Origin of the sequence: Streptomyces sp. NPDC006385 (assembly GCF_040612485.1) — a bacterium.
In the GTDB taxonomy this organism is placed as follows: Bacteria; Actinomycetota; Actinomycetes; order Streptomycetales; family Streptomycetaceae; genus Streptomyces.
In genome coordinates this window covers 93,632-117,843 of the sequence record NZ_JBEXQG010000018.1, presented here as the reverse complement: position 1 = coordinate 117,843, position 24,212 = coordinate 93,632, and the positions used below count along the sequence as shown (strand labels likewise).

Genomic DNA, 24,212 nt, shown 5'->3' with positions numbered 1-24,212 from the left:
TTGCGCCCCTGCCACCCGGTCGGGATCCGCACCCACGGCCCGAACGAACCGTTGCCGTCACCGTTGTTGCGGTAGAGGTTGCCGACGGTGGTCAGTGAACCCGCGCCAACGGCGGCAAGGCTCACCAAAGTCAGTGCGACCGACGCCGGAAGGGCCCGCACGAAGACATCGTGCGGGCCCTTCCCGGGGCAATCGGCCAAACGGTCAACCGATCAATCGGTCAAACGGTGGTCAAGCGGTCAAACGGTCAAACGGCGTCAGCCGGTGTGACTGGATCAGCCGTTGCGCTTCCAGCGCGGCTTGTCCTCGCGGCGCCCGAAGGAGCCGGAAGTGCCGCCACGGTGGTCGTCACGACGGCCGTACGGGCGCTCGTGACCGCCGGAGCGGAAGCCCGGACGGTCGTCGCGGCGGTCGCGGTTGAAGGGGCGGTCGCTGCCGCGGTGCCCACCGCGCTCATCCCGGCGCTCGAAGGGACGACCGGCCGGCCGGTCGTCCCGGCGGAACCCACCCCGGTCGTCCCGGCGCTCGAAGGAACGCCCACCACGGTCACGGTCGAAGGAACGGCCACCGCGGTCGTCCCGACGGTCATCGCGGCGGAAGCCGCCACGGTCGTTGTCCCGACGCTCGAACCCACGGTCCCCACGGTCACGGTTGAACCCACCGCGGTCGTTGTCCCGACGCTCGAAGGAACGCCCACCCCGGTCATCCCGACGGTCATCGCGACGGTCATCCCGACGGAAGCCGCCACGGTCGTTGTCCCGACGCTCGAACCCACGGTCCCCACGGTCACGGTTGAACCCACCGCGGTCGTTGTCCCGACGCTCGAAGGAACGCCCACCCCGGTCATCCCGACGGTCATCGCGACGGAAGCCGCCACGGTCGCTGTCCCGACGCTCACGACGCTCGTACGCCGGAGCCTCCGCCTTGTCGACGTCCTGCGCCACCGGCTGCTCGGGCACGGCCACCTCGACGGCCTCGACCGACGCCGCCTGCGCCTCGGCCACCGCGGCCTCCGGGTCCTCACCGCGCTCCCGCGCCACACGGGCGACGAGCCGGTCGGCCTCCTCACGCAGCTCCACGGCACGCCGCTGCGCCCGCTCCAGCTGCTTGGTCAGCTGAGCCACCTCACGCTCGGCCTGCTGAGCGGCGTTGCCCGCCGACTCCGCCTGCACCTCGGTCATGGAACGGGCGCCGGTGATCTCGGCGACCTCCGGGTCGAAGGCGGCACCGCCCTGGATGATGTGACGCCCGGCGTCGACGCCCGCGTCCTCCATCAGCCGGAAGATCTGGCGGCGCTGGTGCGGCAACGACAGCGACACCACCGTGCCGGTACGGCCGGCACGCGCCGTACGCCCCGCCCGGTGCAGGTAGTCCTTGTGGTCCCCGGCCGGGTCGACGTTCAGCACGAGGTCGATGCCGTCCACGTGGATACCCCGCGCCGCCACATCCGTCGCGACGAGCACATTGACGTACCCGTCCTTGAAGTCGGCCAGCGTCCGCGTCCGCGCGCCCTGCGTCATACCGCCGTGCAGCGCGTCCGCCTTCACACCGGCGTCACGCAGCTGCTCGGCGACACGGTCGGCACCCAGCTGGGTCCGCACGAAGATGATCGTCCGCCCCTTGCGGGAGGCGATCGCCGCCGTGACCGGCGCCTTGTCCTTCGGCTTCACGATCAGGATGTGGTGCGACATGGTCGTCACCGCACCCTGCGCCGCGTCGACCTCGTGCAGGACCGGGTCCTTCAGGTACCGGTCGACGAGGGTCTTGATCTCGTTCTCCATCGTCGCGGAGAACAGCATCCGCTGGCCGCCCGGCGGAACCTGGTCGAGCAGCTCGGTCACCTCGGGCAGGAAGCCCAGGTCGGACATCTGGTCGGCCTCGTCGAGCACGGCGACCTCGACGTCCTCCAGGGAGCAGGCACCGCGGTTGATGATGTCGCGGAGACGGCCGGGGGTGGCCACGAGGACGTCCACGCCGCGCTCCAGGGCGTAGATCTGGTTCCCCATCGACGTACCGCCGCAGACGACCTTCATCTTCAGGCCGAGCTGGTCGCCGTACGGCTGGAGCGCGTCCGCGACCTGCATCGCGAGTTCACGGGTCGGGGTGAGGATGACGGCGCGCGGCTTGTGCTTCTCGGTACGGCCACCGGACAGGCGGGCCAGCGTCGGCAGACCGAAGGAGAGGGTCTTGCCGGAGCCGGTACGGCCACGGCCGAGGATGTCCTTGCCGGCCAGGGCGTCCGGGATGGTCGCCGCCTGGATCGGGAAGGGAGTGGTCACGCCGTTCTGCGCGAGCTTGCGGACGACGCCCTCGGGGAGACCGAGGTCCGCGAAGGTCACCTCGGGCGCGTCCTCGACGGCCGCGTTCTCCGCGTCCTCGGGCACGACGACGTGATCAGTACTGGAAATGGACATGCGTATGCGAAACCTTCCGGAGTCTCGTCGGCACGCGCCCGTCAACTCCGTGATTCGCAATACGACCGCCTCAATGCGGTCAGCCACGGCAAGGGAGAGTACGCGCCACACGGCGCGCTCTGCAGTGGCGCCGGGCAAATGGGATCAAACGATCTACCACCATACGCACCCACAGCCCCCCAAGGCAAACCGACCGCCACCCGTGTAGGCAACGTCACTTGCCACCACCCCCACACCCCCGCCGGCCCTACCCCCGCGGCCCCCGCCGACCCGACCGGTCCCGACTCACGCCGGCGCCCCCGCAGCCGGAGCCGGCTCACGCTGGGCCAGCTGCGGCCCCGTCTCCTCATGCGCCGACGACGACGGCTCGGCCTGCGTAGGCGTCGGCGAGACCGACGTCGGCTGCTCCGTCGGCGTCGGCTGCGGATCCGGCGTCCGGGTGGGCGTCGGCTCCGCCGGACGCGTCGGCCCCGGCTTCGCGCTCTGCCCCGGCCGCCCCGGCCCGCCCCCCGCAGGAACGGACGCGCTCACCTCCGCGGACGGCGAGACGGACGGAGACGCCGACCTCCCGGCCCGCTCCTTCTCCTTGCCCTTGCCCTTGCCCTTGCCGTCCTTCTCCCGCTGCCGCTCGCCACCCTCCGCATGCGCCCCGACCCCGGACCCACCACCCGACACCGCCGCCCCACCGTCGGGCGCCACACCACCCCGTTGCCCCACGGACGGCGACGGCCTCGCGCCATCCCCTCCGCCGTCATCACCCACGCTCATACAGCCGGCGGCAGCAGCCACCGCCACGACCGCGGCGGCCAGACGGACAGGTACGTACAAGGGGCGCACGGAAGCCACCTCCAAGGGCGGGCGAAGAAGTCAACCTGCCCAACTCCCGCCGCCCACAAGAGGACACGCGCCCCGCGACAGACCGCGCATCACACCCCTACGAGCACCCGCTCATACTCACCCATACCCCAGCGCATGCAACCGCGCGTCGTCGATCCCGAAGTGATGCGCGATCTCATGCACCACCGTCACCTCGGTCTCCTCGACGACCTCCTCCCGCGACTCACACATCCGCAGCGTCGGCCCCCGATAGATCGTGATCCGATCCGGCAGCACCCCCGCGTACCACTCCCCGCGCTCCGTCAGCGGAGTCCCCTCGTACAACCCGAGCAGCTCAGGATCGTCCGCAGGCGGCTCGTCCTCCACAAACACCGCGACGTTGTCCATCAGCCGCGTCAATTCCGGCGGAATCCGGTCGAGCGCCTCAGCGACCAGTTCCTCGAACTCCTCGCGCGTCATCTCCAGCACAGACCCATTGTCCGGTACGACCCCACCGCGAAGGAGCCGCCAACGGCCCCGCATATCCACCCCCGCACTTGGGCATACGGGACCAATGGCCCGCGTCCCCGCCGCAGTCCTGAAAGCCCTCGGTCACCTCCCCAGGGCCTCGCGCGCCCTCGCCCACCGCTTCACCACCCGGCGCCCGCACCCCACCCCCGAACTCGTCACCCAGCCCCACCCCTGGGCCCGCCCGTCGCCCACCACCGCCCTACTCGACGGCGCTCCGCGCCGGCGCCTCAAATCTGCCCTCAGCCTGCTCACCGTCGTCGTCGTCGGCACCTGGCTCGGCCTGCTGATCGTCGGCAACGTCCGCGTCCCCGTCGGCCCCATGAACACCACGATGACCCTGCGCCCCTCCCTCACCGGCGGCACAAAGATCAACGTGTCCCCGCTCGGCGCACTCCAACTCGACAGCCACACCGCCCCCGTCCGCCTGGACGTCAACGTCGACCAGCTCGACCCCGAACGCGCCCAGGCCCTCGTCGACCGCCCCGAACGCCTCTCCGGCCTCCAGGACGAAGTCACCCGGGACGTCACCCACGGCACCCGAGACCTCGCCGTACGCAGCTGCGTCGCCGTCGTCACCGGCGCCACCGCCCTCGGCCTCGCCGTCTACCGCCGACCCCGCCGCGCCCTCGCGGCCGGCGGCCTGGCGCTCACCCTCCTCGCCGCCTCCGGCGGCACCGCATACGCGACCTGGAACCCCGATTCGGTCCTCGAACCGAAGTTCTCAGGACTGCTCTCCTCGGCACCCTCCCTCGTCGGCAACGCACGCAGCATCGTCACCGAATTCGACGTCTACCAAAAGGAGTTGGCCCGCCTGGTCACCAACGTGACCAAGCTCTACGACGCCACCTCCACGCTCCCCGCCTACGCACCCGACCCGAGCACCATCCGCGTCCTGCACGTCTCCGACATCCACCTCAACCCGGCGAGCTGGAAGATCATCGCCTCGCTCGTCGACCAGTACAAGGTCAACGTGATCGTCGACTCCGGCGACACCATGGACCACGGCACCGCCGCCGAGAACGGCTTCCTCGACCCCATCGAGGACCTCGGCGCCCCCTACGTCTGGGTCCGCGGCAACCACGACTCCCGCACGACCCAGCGCTACCTCGAACGCCTCAAGAACGTCCACGTCCTGGACGACGGCAAGGCCAAGACCGTCGCCGGCCTGCGCTTCGCCGGCATCGGCGACCCCCAGTTCACCCCCGACCGCACCCAGGTCCCCGGCGGCGACGCGGCCAACGAACTGGCCGGCGCCCGCCTGGCCACCTCCCTGCGCGACCAGAAGACCGCCGGCACCCCCGTGGACGTCGCCATCGCCCACGAGCCGGTGGCCGCCCGCCAGACCGACGGCGAGGTCCCCCTCGTCCTGGCCGGCCACATCCACCGCCAGGAGATGGAACTCCTCCCCTACGGCACCCGCCTGCGCGTCGAGGGCTCCACCGGCGGCAGCGGCCTGCGCGCCGTCGAGGGCAAACACCCCGACCCCATCCAGACCTCGATCCTCTACTTCGACCGCGACACCCGCCGCCTCCAGGCCTGGGACGAGATCGAACTGGGCGGCCTCGGCCTCACGACAGCGGAGGTGAGGCGCCACCTGGCCGAGGAGAACCAACCGGGCGCCACCGACTCCCCGACCCCCACGCCCAGCCCCTCGCCGTAAACCGTTTTGGCGATACCTCCCGCCATCCCATATGCTTCTCACGTCCCCGACGCGCTGAGAAGCGCCCAGGCGGGCCGATAGCCCTCATCGTCTAGCGGCCTAGGACGCCGCCCTTTCAAGGCGGTAGCACGGGTTCGAATCCCGTTGGGGGCACGCAACACCGTGTGCGACACTGTCGTACACAACGCTTGGTCCTGTGGAGCAGTTTGGAGTGCTCGCCACCCTGTCAAGGTGGAGGCCGCGGGTTCAAATCCCGTCAGGACCGCTGAGGCTTTGCAAAAAGCCTTGACGGCTGGGTAGCTCAGTTGGTACGAGCGATCGCCTGAAAAGCGATAGGTCGCCGGTTCGACCCCGGCCCCAGCCACAGTCGCGGCAAGGCCCCGATCTTCGGATCGGGGCCTTGCCGCTGTCTGAGGCAAAAGCGTTCGCCAGGGATTTCGGTGGGATGAGATCCTGGATCGCGTATGTCTACGCACCCTGCTCCCGCCCTCGGCGCCCTCGCCTCCCGTCTGACCGAGCTCTCGCTGCGCGATGCGCAACGGCTCGGTCGGCGGCTCGAAGGTGCGCGCAAGATCCGTAAGCCGGAGGCACGTGCCGCTGTGCTTGCCGAGATCGAGGCGGAGGTCGCGAAGGGCGAGGAGCGCATGGCCACCCGGCGCGGCCGTGTGCCCGACGTCACGTATCCCGAGCAGTTGCCCGTCAGTCAGAAGAAGGACGACATCGCGGCGGCGATCCGTGACCACCAGGTGGTGATCGTCGCCGGTGAGACCGGGTCCGGGAAGACCACGCAGATCCCGAAGATCTGTCTTGAGCTCGGGCGTGGCGTGCGCGGCATGATCGGGCACACCCAGCCGCGTCGGATCGCCGCGCGTACGGTCGCCGAGCGGGTGGCGGAGGAGCTGGACACCCCGCTTGGTGAGTCCGTCGGCTGGAAGGTGCGTTTCACCGACCAGGTGAATCCGGACGCGACGTTCATCAAGCTCATGACGGACGGCATCCTGCTCGCCGAGATCCAGACCGACCGTGAGCTGCGCGCGTACGACACGATCATCATCGACGAGGCCCACGAGCGGTCTCTGAACATCGACTTCCTGCTCGGCTATCTGGCCCAGTTGCTGCCGAGGCGGCCGGATCTGAAGGTCGTGATCACGTCCGCGACCATCGATCCCGAGCGTTTCTCCCGGCACTTCGGTGACGCGCCGATCATCGAGGTCAGCGGGCGTACGTACCCGGTGGAGGTGCGGTATCGCCCGCTCCTGGAGGAGGACTCCGACGACGCCGACCGCGATCAGATCACCGCGATCACGGACGCCGTCGAGGAGCTGATGGGCGAGGGCAAGGGTGACATCCTGGTCTTTCTCTCCGGTGAGCGGGAGATCCGGGACACGGCGGACGCGCTCACGAAGAAGCAGTACCGGTTCACCGAGATCCTTCCGCTGTACGCCCGTCTCTCCCATGCGGAGCAGCACCGTGTGTTCCAGCCGCACACCGGGCGCAGGATCGTTCTGGCGACCAACGTCGCGGAGACGTCGCTGACGGTCCCGGGCATCAAGTACGTCATCGATCCCGGTTTTGCCCGGATCAGTCGCTACAGCCATCGCACGAAGGTGCAGCGGCTCCCGATCGAGCCGATCTCGCAGGCGAGCGCCAACCAGCGCAAGGGCCGTTGTGGCCGGACCAGCGACGGTGTCTGTATCCGGCTGTACTCGGAGGAGGACTTCCTCGCCCGTCCGGAGTTCACGGACGCGGAGATCCTCCGTACGAACCTGGCGTCGGTGATCCTCCAGATGACGGCGGCCGGTCTCGGCGAGATCGAGAAGTTCCCGTTCATCGATCCGCCGGACCACCGCAACATCCGTGACGGCGTGCAGCTCCTGCAGGAGCTGGGCGCACTGGATCCGACGCAGAAGGACGTGCGCAAGCGGCTGACGGACACCGGCCGCAAGCTCGCCCAGCTGCCCGTGGACCCGCGTCTGGCCCGCATGGTCCTGGAGGCGGACCGGAACGGTTGTGTCCGTGAGGTCATGGTCATAGCGGCCGCGCTCTCCATCCAGGATCCGCGCGAGCGTCCGGCCGACAAGCAGGCTCAGGCCGATCAGCAGCACGCCCGCTTCAAGGACGAGACGAGCGACTTCCTCGCCTACCTCAACCTGTGGCGGTATGTCCGTGAGCAGCAGAAGGAGCGCGGCTCGTCGTCGTTCCGGCGGATGTGCAAGCAGGAGTATCTGAATTTCCTGCGCATCCGCGAGTGGCAGGACATCTACACGCAGTTGCGTACGGTGGCCAAGCAGATGGGCATCCACCTCGACGAGGAGGACGCTCCGGCCGACCGTATCCACGTCTCTCTCCTCGCGGGACTCCTGTCGCACATCGGCATGAAGGACGTGAAGGACGGCGCGAAGAACGAGTACCTGGGCGCCCGGAACGCCAAGTTCGCGATCTTCCCGGGCTCGGCTCTCTTCAAGAAGCCTCCGCGCTTCGTGATGTCCGCCGAACTCGTCGAGACCTCGCGCCTGTGGGCCCGTGTGAACGCGAGGATCGAGCCGGAGTGGGTCGAGCCGCTCGCCGAGCACCTGCTCAAGCGCACGTATTCGGAGCCGCACTGGGAGAAGGACCAGGCGGCGGTGATGGCGTACGAGAAGGTGACGCTGTACGGCGTCCCGATCATCGCGCAGCGCAAGGTGAACTACGGCCGTATCGACCCGGAGGCCAGCCGAGAGCTGTTCATCCGCAACGCCCTGGTCGAGGGTGACTGGCGTACGCATCACAAGTTCTTCGCCGACAACCGCAGACTCCTCAGCGAGGTGGAGGAGTTGGAGCACCGGGCGCGGCGCCGGGACATCGTCGTGGACGACGAGACGCTGTTCGACTTCTACGACCAGAAGATCCCCGAGCATGTCGTGTCCGGGGCTCATTTCGACTCGTGGTGGAAGCGCAAGCGGCATGAGCAGCCGGACTTTCTGGACTTCGAGCGCGAGATGCTCATCCGGGAGTCGGCCGAGGCGGTCACGAAGGCGGACTATCCGGATTCCTGGCGGCAGGGGCCGTTGAAGTTCCGGGTGACGTACCAGTTCGAGCCGGGTGCGGACGCGGACGGTGTGACGGTCCATATCCCGCTGCAGGTGCTCAACCAGGTCACGGACGAGGGTTTCGACTGGCAGATTCCGGGTCTGCGTGAGGAGTTGGTGACGGAGCTGATCCGTTCGCTGCCGAAGCCGATCCGCCGTAACTACGTGCCGGCGCCGAACTTCGCGAAGGCGTTCCTGGAGCGGGCGGTGCCCTTGCAGGAGCCGTTGACGGTGACGATGGCACGTGAGTTGAAGCGCATGGTCGGGGTGCCGTTCACCGCGGACGACTTCGACTGGTCGAAGGTCCCCGACCATCTGCGCGTCACGTTCCGGGTCGTCGACGAGCGGCGCCGCAAGCTCGCCGAGGACAAGGACCTGGAGGCTCTGCGGCTGCGTCTGAAGCCGAAGGCGCGCAAGGCCCTCTCACAGGCCGCTGCGGCCACCGCGTCCCGTCAGGGCGGGGAGTCACTGGAGCGCAAGGGGCTGACGGACTGGACGATCGGCTCGCTCACGCGTGTCTTCGAGACGCGCCGCGCGGGTCAGCCGGTGAAGGCGTACCCGGCGCTGGTGGACGACGGTGACACGGTGTCGGTCCGTCTCTTCGACACGGAGGCGGAGCAGCAGCAGGCGATGTGGAAGGGCACGCGTCGCCTGATTCTGCGCAACATCCCGGTGAATCCGGCGAAGTTCGCGAGCGATCGCCTGACGAACGCCCAGAAGCTGGCGTTGTCGGCCAACCCGCACGGCTCGATGCAGGCTCTCTTCGACGACTGCGCGATGGCGGCGGCGGACAAGCTGATCGGTGACTTCGGGGGCCCGGCGTGGGACGAGGAGTCATACCGCAAGCTGTACGACAAGGTGCGTGCCGAGATCGTCGACACGACGGTCCGTACGGTGGCGCAGGTGCAGCAGGTCCTGGCCGCCTGGCAGGCCGCTGAGCGCCGTCTGAAGGCGGTGGGCAGCCCTGCCCTCCTCGCGAACCTCACGGACGTGCGCAGGCAGCTGGACGCCCTTGTGAGGCCGGGTTTCGTGACGGAGGCGGGCCTGCGGCGGCTCCCGGATCTCATGCGGTACCTGATCGCGGTGGACCGCCGGCTCCAGCAGATGCCGACGAACGTCCAGCGGGACACGACGCGTATGGAGAAGGTCCACGAGATGCAGGACGAGTACGCCTGGCTGCTGGAGCAGATGCCGCAGGGCCGTCCGGTCCCGCAGCAGGTCCTGGACGTCCGCTGGATGCTGGAGGAGCTCCGGGTCAGCTACTTCGCCCACGCGCTCGGCACGGCGTACCCGGTCTCGGACAAGCGGATCGTGAAGGCGATCGACGCGCTGGCCCCGTGACGGGACGTGTACGTCGGGTGAGTTCGACCAGCGGGCTCACCCTCCTGTAGAGTCTCTTCTCGCAGCGCAACGCACGAATGGCGCGGCGAAATCTGGTCCTGTGGAGCAGTTTGGAGTGCTCGCCACCCTGTCAAGGTGGAGGCCGCGGGTTCAAATCCCGTCAGGACCGCAGTAGAGAGAAGGGCCCGCATCCCGCGAGGGGCGCGGGCCTTCTTCATGCCCTTCTCCATGCCTCGGTCCGCTCTCCGGCGGGGCCTCCCGCCACCTTGACGGAGTCACATTCCCTCGGTACTCACAAACCAGGGCACCTTCCCGTGTGGCCCCTGGAGGTGGCGTATGGCGGCATCGGTTAGGCACGAAACGCGGGCGTTGCTCCGCGCGCACCTGTCCGCCGCCTCCTCCTACCCTCGGCATCTGACCCGCCACTGCCCGATCTGCCATCGCCTGTTGCGGCTGGCGCTGGACTCCGCCCCGCGCACCGCTCAGGCGACGGAAGGCGAGGTCATCGGGGAGGAAAGCCCTTCCACCGCGTGACCGTCCGCGTGAGCGTCGTGGACGTCAACTCCCCTGCGGCGATGGGGTGCTGAGACCCTCACGCCTCTTTAGCGCACATGGGCCAGAGGCAACAAGCGCCGGGGTGTGTGACGGGTGTCACCGCATGAGTTTCCGGAAGCGCGGTACTTACACCCCGCCTACAACTGGTCAATTTAATATGTGCAATTGCACCAGCTTCCGGTGCTCTCCCCGTGCACGCTCAGCGACCGTCCAGGGCGAGTCCACAGGACATCCGGCACCCCTCCCCGGCTGCCGACGAGTACACCCACAGACGACCGGCCGGCACACATCCCGCACACAAAAAAAGATCGCGCTGGACCCGGCGGAGTCCAGCGCGATCCACGACGCACCCTCGTTGCGTGCCTGCAGAGCTCTGATCGGCTTGGGCGTGGGCTCTGTTGGGGCAGAGCCCGCGTCGCTTGGAGCTAGAGTTCGGGCGTCGCGGCGAGTTGGGGGAACTGCCGGTTTGCCCGGTTATGGAGTTGTTCAGGCCTCGCTGCGCTGCTGCGGGATGCCCGCGAGCAGTGCGCGGACCTCAGCCTCGCGGTAGCGGCGGTGTCCGCCGAGCGTACGGATGGACGTAAGCTTCCCGGCCTTCGCCCACCGCGTGACCGTCTTGGGGTCGACGCGGAACATGGTGGCGACCTCAGCCGGGGTCAGCAGCGGCTCGGCATCAGGGGTGCGAGCGGTCATGAGCGGCCTCCTCGGGAGAACCGAACCTTCTCGGTTCTTTCCTCTAAATTCTGCACCTTGACCCGCGTTGCCCGAAATGGCGGACGCGAGTCGAGTCGGTTATAGGACGAACGGCTTGTCCTCGGCACTACAACTACACCATCTGTCCAGCCGCGTCGGCCAAACCGATGGAATTGCCCTCCCAGGTGTTCATCAGCGACGGAAGCCGATGGACCATGCCATAGCGGACAGTCACGCCACTGTGACGATCAGTCACAGTGGCGTGCAGGAGTCTCAAGACCCCCCAAAGCGTGCAATGTCGAGCTAGAGTCCTCCCCGGACTCCTTGTCCTATTTTGGCACGAGGGGGGGTTAGGGGCGCAAGGGCCGCGTACGTGCGGTCCGTCACGCTTACGCGCGTTGCGGCACGCTTGATGCATACGCCCGGATCGGGACCTACGTCCCTTGTTGACGAAGCATCAAGAACCCCAGAGCGAGCACGAAACCCCAAAACGGGCGTGTCGTCAAACGCCAGTTCGTTACCTCACACAGTGCGCTACATCACACCGGACCCGGCGAGACGTCACACCGGACCGCTCAGTTCGCCGACCGCCGGTCCCGCACCGACCGCCAGCGCTCCACGAGCCGCCCGTAGGCCTCCCCCGCGGCAGCCCCGTCGCCGTGCCGCAGCGCCTCGATGCCGACGGCCACATCGGCCGCCGAGTGGTCGTCCTCCAGCTCGCCGGCCGGCAGGGTGTGCACCAGGCCGCCGTAGTCCAGCTCGACCAGCGAGCGCGGGTGGAACTCCTCCAGCCAGCGCCCGACGTCCACCAGGCCGTCGATCAGCGGCCCCTCGTCCATGGCGTCCTTCAGCGTCCGCAGGGCCCGCGCCACCCGCCGCCGCGCCTGCACCATCGGCGTGCGGTAGCGCAGCATCGGCGGGATCTCTCCCGAGCCCTTCTCGAAGCGCCGCTCCTCGTCCGACACCAGCACGAACCAGTGCAGCGGCACCTGCCAGGTCGAGGTGCGGATCCAGGGCCGGGCGTCCGGGTTGCGGGCCAGCCAGCGCTCGTAGTCCTGGGCCGCCTGGCGCCGTACGACCTCCGGCAGCGCCGCGTCCAGGACCGGCCTCGGCAGCTCGTCCGCCAGCTCCCCGAGCGCCTGCCAGCCGCGCAGCCGGGTGCGCCACGGGCACACGCACAGCACCCCGTCGACCTCGGCCACGAAGGCGTCGCCGCTCTCGTGCACCGGCACCGGGACCGGCGGGGTGGGCAGCAAGTCGGCCAGGGAGCGGCGCAGTTCGTCCTGGTACGAGGGACGGTCGGCGCGGCGGGCGTAGCGGTCCCAGTGACCGCGCTCCGGCTCCGGGAAGGCGGCCAGCGGCTCGTACACCCGCAGATAGGTCGCGTACGGGACGATCACCGAGGACACCTTGGGCACGCCTGCTCCCTCCCCCGCCGTCTGCCAGGAAAACCTGCGAAACCCGCTCACAAACGTGCGGGAAAACTATGCAAATCGTCGCACGGCTGTACTCCAGGAGTAGGTGATCCTGAGCACTGCGGGTTCGGCGGGCGCCGACGGGTCTAATCTCATGCTCACAGCCCCCGCCACCCGTACGGGAGCTCGCTCCGATCGCCGCACGTACTCAGGAGTCACCACAGTGACCGACGTAACACACGGCGTCCTGCACACCCTGTTCCACTCGGAGCAGGGGGGTCATGAGCAAGTAGTGCTCTGCCAGGACCGCGCCAGCGGCCTCAAGGCCGTCATCGCCATCCATTCCACCGCTCTGGGCCCCGCCCTCGGCGGTACACGCTTCTACCCGTACGCGACCGAGGAAGAGGCCGTCGCCGACGCGCTGAACCTCGCGCGCGGGATGTCGTACAAGAACGCCATGGCCGGACTCGACCACGGCGGCGGCAAAGCCGTGATCATCGGCGACCCGGACCGGATCAAGACCGAGGAGCTGCTGCTGGCCTACGGCCGGTTCGTGGCTTCGCTGGGCGGCCGGTACGTCACCGCCTGCGACGTCGGTACGTACGTCGCCGACATGGACGTCGTGGCGCGCGAGTGCCGCTGGACGACCGGACGCTCCCCGGAGAACGGCGGCGCCGGCGACTCCTCCGTGCTCACCGCGTTCGGCGTCTACCAGGGCATGCGCGCCTCCGCGCAGCACCTGTGGGGCGACCCGTCGCTGCGGGGCCGCACGGTCGGCGTCGCGGGCGTCGGCAAGGTCGGCCACATCCTGGTCGAGCACCTGGTGGCCGAGGGCGCCAAGGTCGTGATCACGGACGTGCGGGAGGAGGCCGTGGGCCGGATCCTCGCGGCGCACCCGGGCGAGGTGAGGGCCGTCGCCGACACCGCGTCCCTGATCCGTGTCGAGGACCTCGACGTCTACGCGCCGTGCGCGCTCGGCGGGGCCCTGAACGACGACACCGTGCCGGTGCTGACCGCCAAGGTGGTGTGCGGCGCGGCCAACAACCAGCTCGCCCACCCGGGCGTCGAGAAGGACCTCGCCGACCGCGGGATCCTCTACGCGCCGGACTACGTGGTGAACGCCGGCGGTGTCATCCAGGTCGCCGACGAGCTGCACGGCTTCGACTTCGACCGGTGCAAGGCGAAGGCGGCGAAGATCTACGACACCACGCTGGCCATATTCGCACGTGCGAAGACGGACGGGATTCCGCCGGCCGCCGCGGCCGACCGGATCGCCGAGCAGCGGATGGCGGAGGCGCGCGGGGCGCTCTGAACCGGGCAGCCGACCGACAACACGGGTTAACACGGGTTTGACCGGTACCCGCCGGTGGGCAGGTGGAGAGAACTCTCACTTCTACCGGCGGGTCGACCGCCGATAAGTGGTTAAAATCGCGGTTGACCAGCGAGGACGGGGCACCTCGAAGGTCCTGTGCACACGCGCGTGCTGCGGGCGACGTACCGTATGGGCGCGGGCTCAGGTACCGTGGAAGCCCTACGGACCGGCCTCTCCATGGAGAGTCCGTTCCGGATCATGAACGCGTGTCAGACTCTGGGGCCGTCGAGCCCCGTCGTTGAGGGGGTCGAGCCATGGGGCGCGGCCGGGCCAAGGCCAAGCAGACGAAGGTCGCCCGCCAGCTGAAGTACAACAGCGGTGGGACAGACCTCTCACGCCTGGCCGAGGAGCTGGGCGCATCGACGTCGAACCAGTCGCCGAACGGCGACCGCTTCGAGGACGATGAGCAGGACGACGACCTGTATTCGCGGTACGCCGACCTGTATGAGGACGACGACGAGGAGGACGAGGACGGCCAGTCCTCGCAGCAACGTCGCGGCGCTTGACCTTGCACTGAGCACTCACCCGGTCGGTGACTCCGGTCACCGACCGGGTTCTGTGCTGCCCGCAGGGCCTCAGCTCGCGTAGTCACCGATCAGGGCCGCGCCCGTCTCGTGGTCGCCCCTGTCCGTGATCTCGCCCGCGACCCAGGCGTCCACTCCTCGGTCGGCCAGCGTCGCGAGAGCCACGTCCGTGGACTCCTCCGGCACGATCGCGATCATGCCGACGCCCATGTTCAGGGTCTTCTCCAGCTCCAGGCGCTCGACCTGACCGGTCCTGCCGACGAGGTCGAAGACCGGGGCCGGGGTCCAGGTGGTGCGGTCGACGATCGCGTGCAGGCCGTCGGGGATCACCCGGGCCAGGTTGGCCGCGAGACCGCCGCCCGTGACATGGCTGAAGGCGTGCACCTCGGTGGTGCGGGTGAGGGCCAGGCAGTCCAGCGAGTAGATCTTCGTCGGCTCCAGCAGCTCCTCGCCGAGGGTGCGGCCGAGTTCGTCGATCCGCGTGTCCAGGGTGAGGCCGGCCTGGTTCAGCAGGATGTGGCGGACCAGCGAGTACCCGTTCGAGTGAAGACCGGATGCCGCCATGGCGATCACCGCGTCACCCTTACGGATGCGATCCGCGCCCAGCAGCCGGTCGGCCTCCACGACGCCCGTACCGGCGCCGGCCACGTCGAAGTCGTCCTCGCCCAGCAGCCCCGGGTGCTCGGCGGTCTCGCCGCCGACCAGGGCGCAGCCGGCCAGCACACAGCCCTCGGCGATGCCCTTGACGATGGCGGCGACACGCTCGGGGTGGACCTTGCCGACGCAGATGTAGTCGGTCATGAACAGCGGCTCGGCGCCGCACACCACGATGTCGTCCATGACCATGGCGACCAGGTCGTGGCCGATGGTGTCGTAGACACCCATCTGACGCGCGATGTCGACCTTGGTGCCGACGCCGTCGGTGGCGGAGGCGAGGAGGGGACGCTCGTAGCGCTTGAGGGCGGAGGCGTCGAAGAGGCCGGCGAAACCGCCGAGGCCGCCGAGGACCTCGGGGCGCTGGGTCTTCTTCACCCACTCCTTCATCAGCTCGACCGCGCGGTCGCCCGCCTCGATGTCGACGCCGGCGGCCGCGTAGGAAGCACCGGACGCACCGGTAGTGCCCGTCGCCGGAGGCGACTGATCTGACACAGCAGACATTGCCTGGGATCTTTCGGGTTGGTTTCTACGGGGCTTACGGGCGACGGATCGCGTCGACGGCAGCCGGGGCGGCCGTACCGGCCGCGAGCTCGGTCTCCAGGAGCTGCTTGCCGAGCAGCTCGGGGTCCGGGAGCTCCATCGGGTACTCGCCGTCGAAGCAGGCGCGGCACAGGTTCGGCTTGGCGATGGTGGTCGCCTCGATCATGCCGTCGATGGAGATGTACGACAGCGAGTCGGCGCCGAGCGAGGTGCCGATCTCCTCGATGGTCATGCCGTTGGCGATGAGCTCGGCGCGGGTGGCGAAGTCGATGCCGAAGAAGCACGGCCACTTCACGGGCGGCGAGGAGATCCGGATGTGGACCTCGGCGGCGCCCGCCTCGCGGAGCATGCGGACCAGGGCGCGCTGGGTGTTGCCGCGCACGATGGAGTCGTCGACGACGACCAGGCGCTTGCCCTTGATGACTTCCTTGAGCGGGTTCAGCTTCAGGCGGATGCCGAGCTGGCGGATGGTCTGCGAGGGCTGGATGAACGTACGGCCGACGTAGGCGTTCTTCACCAGACCCGCGCCGAACGGGATTCCGCTCGCCTCCGCGTAGCCGATGGCGGCCGGGGTGCCGGACTCCGGGGTCGCTATGACCAGGTCGGCCTCGACCGGGGCTTCCTTCGCGAGCTTGCGGCCCATCTCCACACGGGAGAGGTAGACGTTCCGGCCGGCGATGTCGGTGTCCGGGCGGGCCAGGTACACGTACTCGAAGACACAGCCCTTGGGCTTCGCTTCCGCGAATCGGGAGGTGCGCAGGCCGTTCTCGTCGATGGCGACGAACTCGCCCGGCTCGATCTCGCGGACGTAGCTGGCGCCGACGATGTCGAGCGCGGCGGACTCGGACGCGGCGACCCAGCCGCGCTCCAGGCGGCCGAGGACCAGCGGGCGGATGCCCTGCGGGTCACGGGCGGCGTAGAGGGTGTGCTCGTCCATGAAGACGAGGGAGAAGGCGCCCTTGACCTGCGGGAGGACCTGGTGGGCGGCCTCCTCGATGGTCAGCGGCTTGCCGTCCTCGTCGACCTGGGCCGCGAGCAGCGCGGTCAGCAGGTCGGTGTCGTTGGTGGCCGCGACGCGCGGAGTGCGGCCGCCTTCCTGCTTGGGCAGGTCGGCGACCATCTCCGCGAGCTGGGCGGTGTTGACCAGGTTGCCGTTGTGGCCGAGCGCGATGGAGCCGTGCGCGGTGGCGCGGAACGTCGGCTGGGCGTTCTCCCACACGGAGGCGCCGGTGGTCGAGTAGCGGGCGTGACCGACCGCGATGTGACCCTGGAGCGAACCGAGCGAGGTCTCGTCGAAGACCTGGGAGACCAGGCCCATGTCCTTGAAGACGAGGATCTGGGAGCCGTTGCTGACCGCGATTCCCGCGGATTCCTGGCCCCGATGCTGGAGGGCGTAGAGCCCGAAGTACGTGAGCTTTGCGACCTCTTCGCCCGGAGCCCAGACACCGAAGACGCCGCAAGCGTCCTGGGGGCCCTTCTCGCCGGGGAGCAGGTCGTGGTTGAGTCGTCCGTCACCACGTGGCACGCCACCGAGTGTAGGCGAGATCGACCACTGGTCCGAATTGGGGATACGCGCCCGTAAAGGATCACTCGGCGGCGGTCGCCTTGACGCTGTCGCCGTTTTCGCTGGTCAGGGTGAGATTGCGGTGGTCGAGTTCGTACTTCACCGTGCCGTCGAAGAGTGCCAGGAGGGTCTTCTCCGTATTCATGAGTGAGGTGTCGCACATCATTCGGGTGGTGGACGCGGTGCCGAGCGTGATACGGCCGTCGCTGACCGTCGCCTTAGCCCTCACCTTGTTGCAGCCGAGGCTGCCGCTGACCTGTCCGGCCTTCTCGTCGAAGGTGAGGTGGGCGTTGCCGTCGCTGTCGGGGCTGGTGACGGTCCACTTCGTGCCCTTGAGCGGGGCGGCCTCCTGCTTGGTGAGGGCCACCCGGTCGCCGTCCGCGGTGGTGAGGGTGAGCTTGTCGCCGTCGACCTCGGTGGTGAGGTCGCCGTCGGCGAGGGTGCGGGCGAGGGTCTGCTCGAAGTCGGCGGGGACGCCCTCGCAGGCCATCTCGGTCGCCTGCAGCTTGTCGAAGGTGACGCGGCTGTCCTCGAAGGAGGCCTCGGCGCCGAAGTTGTTGCAGCCGAGGTTGCCCTCGACCCTGCCGCCGTCGGCGATCCGCAGGTAGGCGTTGCCCGGGGCGGCGTTCCTCTTGCCGTCGACGGTGACGTCGTCGACGGCCCAGTGGGCGCCGGCGACGGAGGCCGACGCTCCGACGCCGACGGTGTCGCTGCCCGCCTTCTCGCTGCCGCAGGCCGCGGTGAGCGGGAGGAGGGTCAGCGCGGCCAGGGCGACCAGTCGCTGCTTGTCCATACCGAGTGTGCCGAGTGTCTTCATGCCGGTGGGACGGGAGGGACGCGGGACCGGTTCCGCTCGATTCCGCTTGTCGGGTCTCACCCCATGAGCGGCAGCAGTCCGCCCAGGTCGGCCCGTTCCCCGTGCGCGCTCACCTCGGCGTCCGCGAGGGCCCGCGGCCACGCCAGCCGCCCGGTCGCGAGCCGGATCCAGGTCAGCGGGTCGGTCTCGACGACGTTGGGCGGGGTGCCCCGGGTGTGCTTCGGCCCCTCGACGCACTGCACGACGGCGTACGGCGGTATCCGCACCTCGGTCGAGCCGCCGGGCGCCCTGGTGGCGAGCGCGTCGGCGAGGAGGCGGGTGCAGGCGGCGAGGGCCTGGCGGTCGTAGGGGATGTCGAGGCCGGGGACGGCGGCGTTCAGGTCGTCGGTGTGGACGACGAGTTCGACGGTACGGGTGACCAGGTAGTCGGCCAGGGTCATGAACCCGGGACGGGTGGCGAGCAACCGCTCGCCCGGGGTGGCGGCCAGCCGCTCGGTCAGCCGTTGTTCGGTGCGGGCGTACAGCACGTCGAGGTCAGGGTGCTCGCGGGCGAAGTCGCGGGTCCGCCCGGCGCCCGCGGCCGCCAGTGCAGCGGTCGCGAACGGCCAGTCGAGGAGGGCGAGTTCGGCCTTCGCGGGCGGCTCCAGGTCGATGGTCCGGCTGACGCTCTCGACGGCCATGGCGATATGCGCGGCCAGTTCTCGCACGGTCCAGTCGCCGAGGCGGGTGGGGCGCGCGAGCTGCTCGGGGGTGAGGGTAAGGACGGCCGGCCGCACGTTCCCGAACTGGGCCAGGACGGCGGCGCGGATCTTGACGGGGTCGTAGCTGCGGGTGCGCTTCTTGGCCGGGGACATGGCGGCAGCCTATGCGGGCTGGGACGCCGTCGCGGGCGCCTCGAAGATCTCGTGGTTGCGAGGGACGCCGATTCCGCGCCAGGTGAAGGGGATGCCGCGGGCGGTGTCCGGGTCGGGGCCGTCCATCAGCTGGAAGTGGAGGTGGGGTTCGGTGGTGTTGCCGGAGTTGCCGCAGCGGGCGATCGGCTGTCCGGCCCGCACCCGGTCGCCCTCGCGGACGGTGAGCGAGCCGCGCTGGACGTGGGCGTAGAGGGCGTGGGTGCCGTCGCCGAGGTCGAGGACGACGTGGTTGCCGATGACCCACTTGACGCCGGCCAGGTCACGCACGGACGCCTCGACCACCATCAGGTAGAGCAGCGCGAACAGGGAGGTGCGGCTGAGGTGGTCGCGCTGACCGTCGGTGGCCCGTACGACGGTGCCGTCGGCCACCGCGAGCAGCGGGGCGCCGAAGGCGGGAAAGGCGCTGGTGCGGCGGGCGAGCGGCCACAGCCGGCTGAAGCCTGGGCGGGCGCCCGGCTCGGGCTCGGCGACGACGTCGATGGCGTACGTCTGGCCGTAGGCGTGCGTGCCATGGCTCGGCGTGCGGTCGGCCGGGCTGTTCAGCGCGGACCAGCGGCCGGTGACGGGCGGGTCGACCTCGACCGGCTCGCGGGCCGCGCGGGGGCTGTCCGGGGCGCCGCCCCACCGGTGGGCCGCGATGAGGATCGCGTAGGACAGGGCGAGCGGCAGGAAGTTCCACCACCACGGGTATCCCCAGTCCAGCGAGACGTGGGCGATCACCAGGCCGACGAACGTCAGCTGGAGAAAGCGGTAGACGATCTTGACGAGCTTGCGTGCGGACATCGTTCCCCCAGTGCGGTGGTTCAGTCGTTCACGGGCGGGCCGCCGACAGCGCCACCAGGAGCGGTACGACCCGCCCCGGCGGCACCTCGTAGCGGCCGCGGCCGGTGGTGTGCAGCCAGCCGGCGCCGGTGAGTTGGCGCAGGTGGTGGTAGATCTGGCCGGTCGTGCCGATCTCCTCCAGCTCGGCCAGTTCGGCCGCGGTGCGCCGGCCGCCGATGACCTCGCGCAGCAGCCGCAGCCGCACCGGATGACCGAGCGCCGCGAACGACTCGGCGGCCCCCGGCCAGTCGTCGTCCAGCAGCCCCTCGGTCAGTGCGCCGTGCTGCCACTCGTACTGCTCCCCGGTCGGAAGGCGGACGGCCCCGGTGAACAGCACTCCTCCGTCGGCCGCCTTCAGCTCGGCCAGCTGTTCCTTGAACCCGTGCAGGGCCCAGAAGTCACCCTCACCGAGGCGCGGGGCGGTGTGCCGCGCGTTCTCCAGCGCTGCCAGCCGTCGCTCCAGGTCGGCGACGCGTTGTTCGAGTTCGAGCTCCACGGCTCGATATTACGGAACTACGTAATTACGTGCAAGCGGCGGGAGTCAGTGGACCGAGGGTGGGGACGGCACGACGAAGCCCCCGTCCGGCGGACCGGACGGGGGCTTGGGGGTGCGGAACTCAGGCGAGCAGCGCCGGGATGGTCTCCTCGTGCGCCGTCCGCAGCTCCTCCAGAGTGAGCGCGAACTCGCCCTGGATGTCGACGGAGTCGCCGTCGACGACACCGATGCGGGTGGCCGGCAGGCCCCGGGCGCCGCACATGTCGTTGAAGCGGACCTCCTCGGAGCGCGGCACGGCGACAACCGCGCGGCCGGCCGACTCGGAGAAGAGGAAGGTGAAGGCGTCCAGACCGTCCGGGACGATCAGGCGGGCGCCCTTGCCGCCGAGCAGCGCCGACTCGACGACCGCCTGGATCAGACCGCCGTCGGACAGGTCGTGCGCGGAGTCGATCATGCCGTCGCGGGAGGCGGAGATCAGGATCTCGGCCAGCAGGCGCTCGCGCTCCAGGTCCACCTTCGGAGGCAGGCCGCCCAGGTGGTCGTGGACCACCTGCGACCACGCCGAACCGCCGAACTCCTCACGCGTGTCGCCGAGGAGGTACAGCAGCTGGCCCTCCTCCTGGAAGGCGACCGGCGTGCGCCGGGCGACGTCGTCGATGACGCCCAGGACCGCGACGACCGGGGTCGGGTGGATCGCCACCTCGCCCGTCTGGTTGTAGAGCGAGACGTTGCCACCCGTCACCGGCGTGCCCAACTGCTGGCAGGCGTCGGCCAGTCCGCGCACCGCCTCCGCGAACTGCCACATGACGGCCGGGTCTTCGGGCGAGCCGAAGTTCAGGCAGTCGGAGACCGCGAGCGGCTTGGCACCGGTCGTGGCGACGTTGCGGTATGCCTCGGCGAGGGCCAACTGGGCGCCCGCGTACGGGTCCAGCTTGGCGTACCGGCCGTTGCCGTCCGTCGCGATGGCGACGCCGAGGCCGGTCTCCTCGTCGATGCGGATCATGCCGGAGTCCTCGGGCTGGGCGAGGACGGTGTTGCCCTGCACGAAGTGGTCGTACTGCGAGGTGACCCACTTCTTGCTGGCCTGGTTGGGCGACGCGACCAGCTTCAGGACCTGGTCCCTCAGCTCCTCGCTCGTCGCCGGGCGCGGCAGCTTGTTCGCGTCGTCGGCCTGGAGCTCGTCCTGCCAGGACGGGCGGGCGTACGGGCGCTCGTAGACCGGGCCCTCGTGCGCCACCGTGCGCGGGTCGACGTCGACGATCTTGCCGCCGTGCCAGTAGATCTCCAGGCGGTCGCCGTCGGTGACCTCACCGATGACGGTGGCGATGACGTCCCACTTCTCGCAGATCTCCAGGAACCGGTCGACCTTCTCCGGCTCCACGACCGCGCACATGCGCTCCTGCGACTCGCTCATGAGGATCTCCTCGGGCGAGAGCGTGGAGTCGCGCAGGGGTACGTCGTCCAGGGTCACGCGCATGCCGCCGGAGCCGTTGGAGGCCAGCTCGGACGTGGCGCAGGACAGGCCCGCCGCGCCCAGGTCCTGGATGCCGACGACCAGCTTCTCCTTGAACGCCTCCAGGGTGCACTCGATGAGCAGCTTCTCCTGGAAGGGGTCGCCGACCTGCACGGCCGGGCGCTTCGACGGCTTGGCGTCGTCGAAGGTCTCGGAGGCGAGGATCGAGGCGCCGCCGATGCCGTCACCACCGGTACGGGCCCCGTACAGGATGACCTTGTTGCCCGCGCCGGACGCCTTGGCGAGGTGGATGTCCTCGTGCCGCATCACGCCGATGGCACCGGCGTTGACCAGCGGGTTGCCCTGGTAGCAGGCGTCGAAGACGACCTCGCCGCCGATGTTGGGCAGGCCCAGGCAGTTGCCGTAGCCGCCGATGCCGGCGACGACGCCGGGCAGGACGCGCTTGGTGTCGGGGTGGTCGGCGGCGCCGAAGCGCAGCGGGTCGACGACCGCGACCGGGCGGGCGCCCATGGCGATGATGTCGCGCACGATGCCGCCGACGCCGGTGGCCGCGCCCTGGTAGGGCTCGACGTACGACGGGTGGTTGTGCGACTCGACCTTGAAGGTGACCGCGTAGCCCTGGCCGACGTCCACGACACCGGCGTTCTCGCCGATGCCGACGAGCATCGCGTCGGACTCGGGGGCCTTCTCGCCGAACTGGCGGAGGTGGACCTTGGAGGACTTGTACGAGCAGTGCTCGGACCACATGACGGAGTACATGGCGAGTTCGGCGCCGGTCGGGCGGCGGCCGAGGATCTCCACGACCCTCTCGTACTCGTCCTTCTTCAGGCCGAGTTCGGCCCAGGGCAGCTCGACGTCGGGGGTCGCGGCCGCGTGCTCGACCGTGTCCAGAGGCGTCCGGCTCATGCGTTGACCAGCTTCTTGAGGATCGAGGTGAAGAAGGGGAGGCCGTCGGTGCGGCCGGTGCCGATGAGCGACTCGACGGCGTGCTCCGGGTGCGGCATCAGACCCACGACGTTGCCGGTCTCGTTGGTGACGCCGGCGATGTCCCGCAGGGACCCGTTGGGGTTGAGGTCGAGGTAGCGGAACGCGACCCGGCCCTCGGCCTCCAGCTTGTCGAGCGTGTACGCGTCGGCGACGTACTGCCCGTCGATGTTCTTCAGCGGGATGTGGATCTCCTGGCCGGCCGTGTAGTCGGTGGTCCAGGCGGTCTCGGCGTTCTCCACCCGCAGCTTCTGGTCACGGCAGATGAAGTGCAGGTGGTTGTTGCGCAGCATCGTGCCCGGCAGCAGGTGCGCCTCGGTGAGGATCTGGAAGCCGTTGCAGATACCGAGGACCGGCAGACCGGCCCTCGCCTGCTCCAGCAGCGGCTCCATCACCGGGGAGAAGCGGGCGATGGCCCCGGCGCGCAGATAGTCGCCGTAGGAGAAACCGCCGCACAGCACCACCGCGTCGACCTGCTTGAGGTCCTTGTCCTTGTGCCACAGGGCGACCGGCTCGGCGCCCGCGAGGCGGATCGCACGCTGGGTGTCCCGGTCGTCGAGGGAGCCCGGGAAAGTGACGACGCCAATACGAGCGGTCACTTCACGGCCTCCGCGACTTCCTCGACGCGGACGGTGAAGTCCTCGATCACGGTGTTGGCGAGGAAGGATTCCGCGAGATCATGGATGCGGGCGAGCGCGGCCTCGTCGACCGGCCCGTCAACTTCCAGTTCGAAACGCTTTCCCTGACGGACGTCCGAGATGCCGTCGAAACCCAGCCGCGGCAGTGCGCGCTGCACCGCCTGGCCCTGGGGGTCGAGGATCTCCGGCTTGAGCATGACGTCGACTACGACGCGTGCCACGTGCACTCCCGGTGGTGTGGTGCTGAGCAGGTTCCTGCAGTGGTTTCAGACTACCTGCACAAAATTTCTACGCGCGTCGACTTGTAGGAAGCTACGTGACGGCCATCACGGCCTGACGGAAGGGTGCCGGTCGGCGAAAAGTTCCGGAAAAGATCCCGGATCGACACCCGAGACCTATTGCGCTCGGACACGCGGAAGGATTTAGTCGAGCTTCACATCGCATTGTCGGGCACTGTACAAATGAATTGTCAACGTGCCGTACGAAGGGACCGATATTCGTGGCGCAGAAGGTCGTGGTCACTCTCTTTGACGACATCGACGGCTCGGAAGCGGCGGAAACGATCGCCTTCGGACTCGACGGCAAGTCGTACGAGATCGACCTGAATGAAGCCAATGCCAAGAAACTGCGTAAGGCGCTCGCGCCGTACGTGGAAGCCGGCCGCAAGCGGTCCAAGTCGGGCAAGGCGTACAAGCAGACCGAGGTCGCCCCTGACCCGGCGGCCGTCCGGGCCTGGGCCCAGGCCAACAAGATGGAGGTACCGGCCCGCGGCCGGATCCCCAAGAAGGTCTACGAGGCCTTCGCCTCCGCGCGGTGAGGTGACCTCAGAGCGTGTCCCCAGGGTCCGTCAGCGGGCCCTGGGGGCAGTCGACTTGTGCGGGCCGGCGCGGCAACCGACTTGCGCTACCCCCCTGCCG

Annotated in this window: 20 protein-coding genes and 4 tRNA genes; 10 read left to right on the top strand and 14 right to left on the bottom strand. The window is 69.2% G+C overall.

What is annotated here, in order from left to right; translation table 11 throughout:
* Positions 1 to 275: 275 nt before the first annotated feature.
* From ABZ078_RS17020 to ABZ078_RS17010, 3 genes are all read right to left on the bottom strand, one after another.
* The gene (locus ABZ078_RS17020; RefSeq protein WP_356575935.1) at positions 276 to 2,414 is read right to left on the bottom strand and encodes a DEAD/DEAH box helicase; all 2,139 of its coding nucleotides are present in this window, start codon (positions 2,412 to 2,414) and stop codon (positions 276 to 278) included.
* A gap of 285 nt (positions 2,415 to 2,699) precedes the next feature.
* Entirely contained in the window at positions 2,700 to 3,113 is a 414-nt protein-coding gene (locus ABZ078_RS17015) for a hypothetical protein (protein ID WP_356575933.1), read from the bottom strand.
* A 255-nt stretch (positions 3,114 to 3,368) separates the two neighbouring features.
* On the bottom strand, positions 3,369 to 3,719 hold the full coding sequence (locus tag ABZ078_RS17010) for a metallopeptidase family protein (protein ID WP_093911179.1): 351 nt from the start codon (positions 3,717 to 3,719) through the stop codon (positions 3,369 to 3,371).
* Between the two features lie 85 nt (positions 3,720 to 3,804).
* Here ABZ078_RS17010 and ABZ078_RS17005 point away from each other — a divergent pair, with 85 nt between their 5' ends.
* The 7 genes from ABZ078_RS17005 to ABZ078_RS16975 all read left to right on the top strand — a co-directional run bounded on the left by ABZ078_RS17005 (position 3,805) and on the right by ABZ078_RS16975 (position 10,364).
* The gene (locus ABZ078_RS17005) at positions 3,805 to 5,421 is read left to right on the top strand and encodes a metallophosphoesterase (RefSeq protein ID WP_356575931.1); all 1,617 of its coding nucleotides are present in this window, start codon (positions 3,805 to 3,807) and stop codon (positions 5,419 to 5,421) included.
* A gap of 80 nt (positions 5,422 to 5,501) precedes the next feature.
* A tRNA-Glu gene (locus tag ABZ078_RS17000) sits at positions 5,502 to 5,574 on the top strand.
* A 37-nt stretch (positions 5,575 to 5,611) separates the two neighbouring features.
* Positions 5,612 to 5,686 (top strand) — tRNA-Asp (locus ABZ078_RS16995).
* Positions 5,687 to 5,711: 25 nt separating this feature from the next.
* Positions 5,712 to 5,785, top strand: a tRNA-Phe gene (locus ABZ078_RS16990).
* Between the two features lie 100 nt (positions 5,786 to 5,885).
* The gene (gene hrpA, locus ABZ078_RS16985) at positions 5,886 to 9,830 is read left to right on the top strand and encodes an ATP-dependent RNA helicase HrpA (RefSeq protein WP_356575929.1); all 3,945 of its coding nucleotides are present in this window, start codon (positions 5,886 to 5,888) and stop codon (positions 9,828 to 9,830) included.
* A gap of 94 nt (positions 9,831 to 9,924) precedes the next feature.
* Positions 9,925 to 9,999, top strand: a tRNA-Asp gene (locus tag ABZ078_RS16980).
* Between the two features lie 167 nt (positions 10,000 to 10,166).
* Positions 10,167 to 10,364, top strand: coding sequence for a DUF6274 family protein (locus ABZ078_RS16975; protein ID WP_356575927.1), 198 nt, complete (start codon positions 10,167 to 10,169; stop codon positions 10,362 to 10,364).
* A gap of 507 nt (positions 10,365 to 10,871) precedes the next feature.
* On the opposite strand, the gene bldC is transcribed toward ABZ078_RS16975, so the two are convergent.
* The gene (gene bldC, locus ABZ078_RS16970; protein WP_003949541.1) at positions 10,872 to 11,078 is read right to left on the bottom strand and encodes a developmental transcriptional regulator BldC; all 207 of its coding nucleotides are present in this window, start codon (positions 11,076 to 11,078) and stop codon (positions 10,872 to 10,874) included.
* 575 nt (positions 11,079 to 11,653) lie between these two features.
* Positions 11,654 to 12,496 carry a hypothetical protein gene (locus tag ABZ078_RS16965; protein WP_356575925.1) on the bottom strand — a complete coding sequence of 281 codons (843 nt, stop codon included), beginning with the start codon at positions 12,494 to 12,496 and terminating at the stop codon, positions 11,654 to 11,656.
* A 220-nt stretch (positions 12,497 to 12,716) separates the two neighbouring features.
* Here ABZ078_RS16965 and ABZ078_RS16960 point away from each other — a divergent pair, with 220 nt between their 5' ends.
* Positions 12,717 to 13,805, top strand: a complete 1,089-nt coding sequence (locus ABZ078_RS16960) for a Glu/Leu/Phe/Val dehydrogenase dimerization domain-containing protein (RefSeq protein WP_356575924.1) — start codon at positions 12,717 to 12,719, stop codon at positions 13,803 to 13,805.
* Between the two features lie 314 nt (positions 13,806 to 14,119).
* The gene (locus tag ABZ078_RS16955; RefSeq protein WP_356575922.1) at positions 14,120 to 14,371 is read left to right on the top strand and encodes a DUF3073 domain-containing protein; all 252 of its coding nucleotides are present in this window, start codon (positions 14,120 to 14,122) and stop codon (positions 14,369 to 14,371) included.
* A 69-nt stretch (positions 14,372 to 14,440) separates the two neighbouring features.
* Here ABZ078_RS16955 and purM read toward each other — a convergent pair whose 3' ends face one another.
* The 9 genes from purM to purS form a co-directional block, all read right to left on the bottom strand.
* Positions 14,441 to 15,547, bottom strand: a complete 1,107-nt coding sequence (gene purM, locus ABZ078_RS16950) for a phosphoribosylformylglycinamidine cyclo-ligase (RefSeq protein WP_356575920.1) — start codon at positions 15,545 to 15,547, stop codon at positions 14,441 to 14,443.
* Between the two features lie 34 nt (positions 15,548 to 15,581).
* Positions 15,582 to 17,111: an amidophosphoribosyltransferase gene (purF, locus tag ABZ078_RS16945; RefSeq protein ID WP_356575918.1), complete on the bottom strand. Its 1,530-nt coding sequence runs from the start codon at positions 17,109 to 17,111 to the stop codon at positions 15,582 to 15,584.
* Between the two features lie 61 nt (positions 17,112 to 17,172).
* Complete coding sequence (locus ABZ078_RS16940; RefSeq protein ID WP_356575916.1) at positions 17,173 to 17,943, bottom strand: META domain-containing protein; 771 nt, start codon at positions 17,941 to 17,943, stop codon at positions 17,173 to 17,175.
* Between the two features lie 80 nt (positions 17,944 to 18,023).
* Positions 18,024 to 18,821, bottom strand: a complete 798-nt coding sequence (locus tag ABZ078_RS16935) for a sterol carrier family protein (protein WP_356575914.1) — start codon at positions 18,819 to 18,821, stop codon at positions 18,024 to 18,026.
* A 9-nt stretch (positions 18,822 to 18,830) separates the two neighbouring features.
* Positions 18,831 to 19,664 carry a M23 family metallopeptidase gene (locus ABZ078_RS16930; protein WP_356575912.1) on the bottom strand — a complete coding sequence of 278 codons (834 nt, stop codon included), beginning with the start codon at positions 19,662 to 19,664 and terminating at the stop codon, positions 18,831 to 18,833.
* A gap of 28 nt (positions 19,665 to 19,692) precedes the next feature.
* A complete protein-coding gene (locus ABZ078_RS16925; protein ID WP_356575910.1) occupies positions 19,693 to 20,199 on the bottom strand; it encodes a helix-turn-helix domain-containing protein in 507 nt (168 codons plus the stop codon).
* A gap of 121 nt (positions 20,200 to 20,320) precedes the next feature.
* Positions 20,321 to 22,579: a phosphoribosylformylglycinamidine synthase subunit PurL gene (gene purL, locus ABZ078_RS16920; protein WP_356575908.1), complete on the bottom strand. Its 2,259-nt coding sequence runs from the start codon at positions 22,577 to 22,579 to the stop codon at positions 20,321 to 20,323.
* Positions 22,576 to 23,256 carry a phosphoribosylformylglycinamidine synthase subunit PurQ gene (purQ, locus tag ABZ078_RS16915; protein ID WP_356575906.1) on the bottom strand — a complete coding sequence of 227 codons (681 nt, stop codon included), beginning with the start codon at positions 23,254 to 23,256 and terminating at the stop codon, positions 22,576 to 22,578. Before purQ ends, purL begins: the two co-directional genes overlap by 4 nt.
* Positions 23,253 to 23,516, bottom strand: coding sequence for a phosphoribosylformylglycinamidine synthase subunit PurS (gene purS, locus ABZ078_RS16910; protein WP_030251612.1), 264 nt, complete (start codon positions 23,514 to 23,516; stop codon positions 23,253 to 23,255). Before purS ends, purQ begins: the two co-directional genes overlap by 4 nt.
* 278 nt (positions 23,517 to 23,794) lie before the next feature.
* On the opposite strand from purS, the gene ABZ078_RS16905 reads away from it, so the two are divergent.
* Positions 23,795 to 24,112, top strand: coding sequence for an Lsr2 family protein (locus ABZ078_RS16905; RefSeq protein ID WP_128435391.1), 318 nt, complete (start codon positions 23,795 to 23,797; stop codon positions 24,110 to 24,112).
* Positions 24,113 to 24,212: the final 100 nt, after the last annotated feature.

What these genes read in the sequence shown, in the direction of transcription:
- purL (WP_356575908.1), bottom strand. Translation starts at nt 22,579, where the DNA reads ATGAGCCGGACGCCTCTGGACACGGTCGAGCACGCGGCCGCGACCCCC.
- ABZ078_RS16955 (WP_356575922.1), top strand. Translation starts at nt 14,120, where the DNA reads ATGGGGCGCGGCCGGGCCAAGGCCAAGCAGACGAAGGTCGCCCGCCAG.
- ABZ078_RS17020 (WP_356575935.1), bottom strand. Translation starts at nt 2,414, where the DNA reads ATGTCCATTTCCAGTACTGATCACGTCGTCGTGCCCGAGGACGCGGAG.
- hrpA (WP_356575929.1), top strand. Translation starts at nt 5,886, where the DNA reads ATGTCTACGCACCCTGCTCCCGCCCTCGGCGCCCTCGCCTCCCGTCTG.
- ABZ078_RS16975 (WP_356575927.1), top strand. Translation starts at nt 10,167, where the DNA reads ATGGCGGCATCGGTTAGGCACGAAACGCGGGCGTTGCTCCGCGCGCAC.
- bldC (WP_003949541.1), bottom strand. Translation starts at nt 11,078, where the DNA reads ATGACCGCTCGCACCCCTGATGCCGAGCCGCTGCTGACCCCGGCTGAG.
- purM (WP_356575920.1), bottom strand. Translation starts at nt 15,547, where the DNA reads ATGTCTGCTGTGTCAGATCAGTCGCCTCCGGCGACGGGCACTACCGGT.
- ABZ078_RS16935 (WP_356575914.1), bottom strand. Translation starts at nt 18,821, where the DNA reads ATGTCCCCGGCCAAGAAGCGCACCCGCAGCTACGACCCCGTCAAGATC.
- ABZ078_RS16940 (WP_356575916.1), bottom strand. Translation starts at nt 17,943, where the DNA reads ATGGACAAGCAGCGACTGGTCGCCCTGGCCGCGCTGACCCTCCTCCCG.
- ABZ078_RS16930 (WP_356575912.1), bottom strand. Translation starts at nt 19,664, where the DNA reads ATGTCCGCACGCAAGCTCGTCAAGATCGTCTACCGCTTTCTCCAGCTG.
- ABZ078_RS17005 (WP_356575931.1), top strand. Translation starts at nt 3,805, where the DNA reads ATGGCCCGCGTCCCCGCCGCAGTCCTGAAAGCCCTCGGTCACCTCCCC.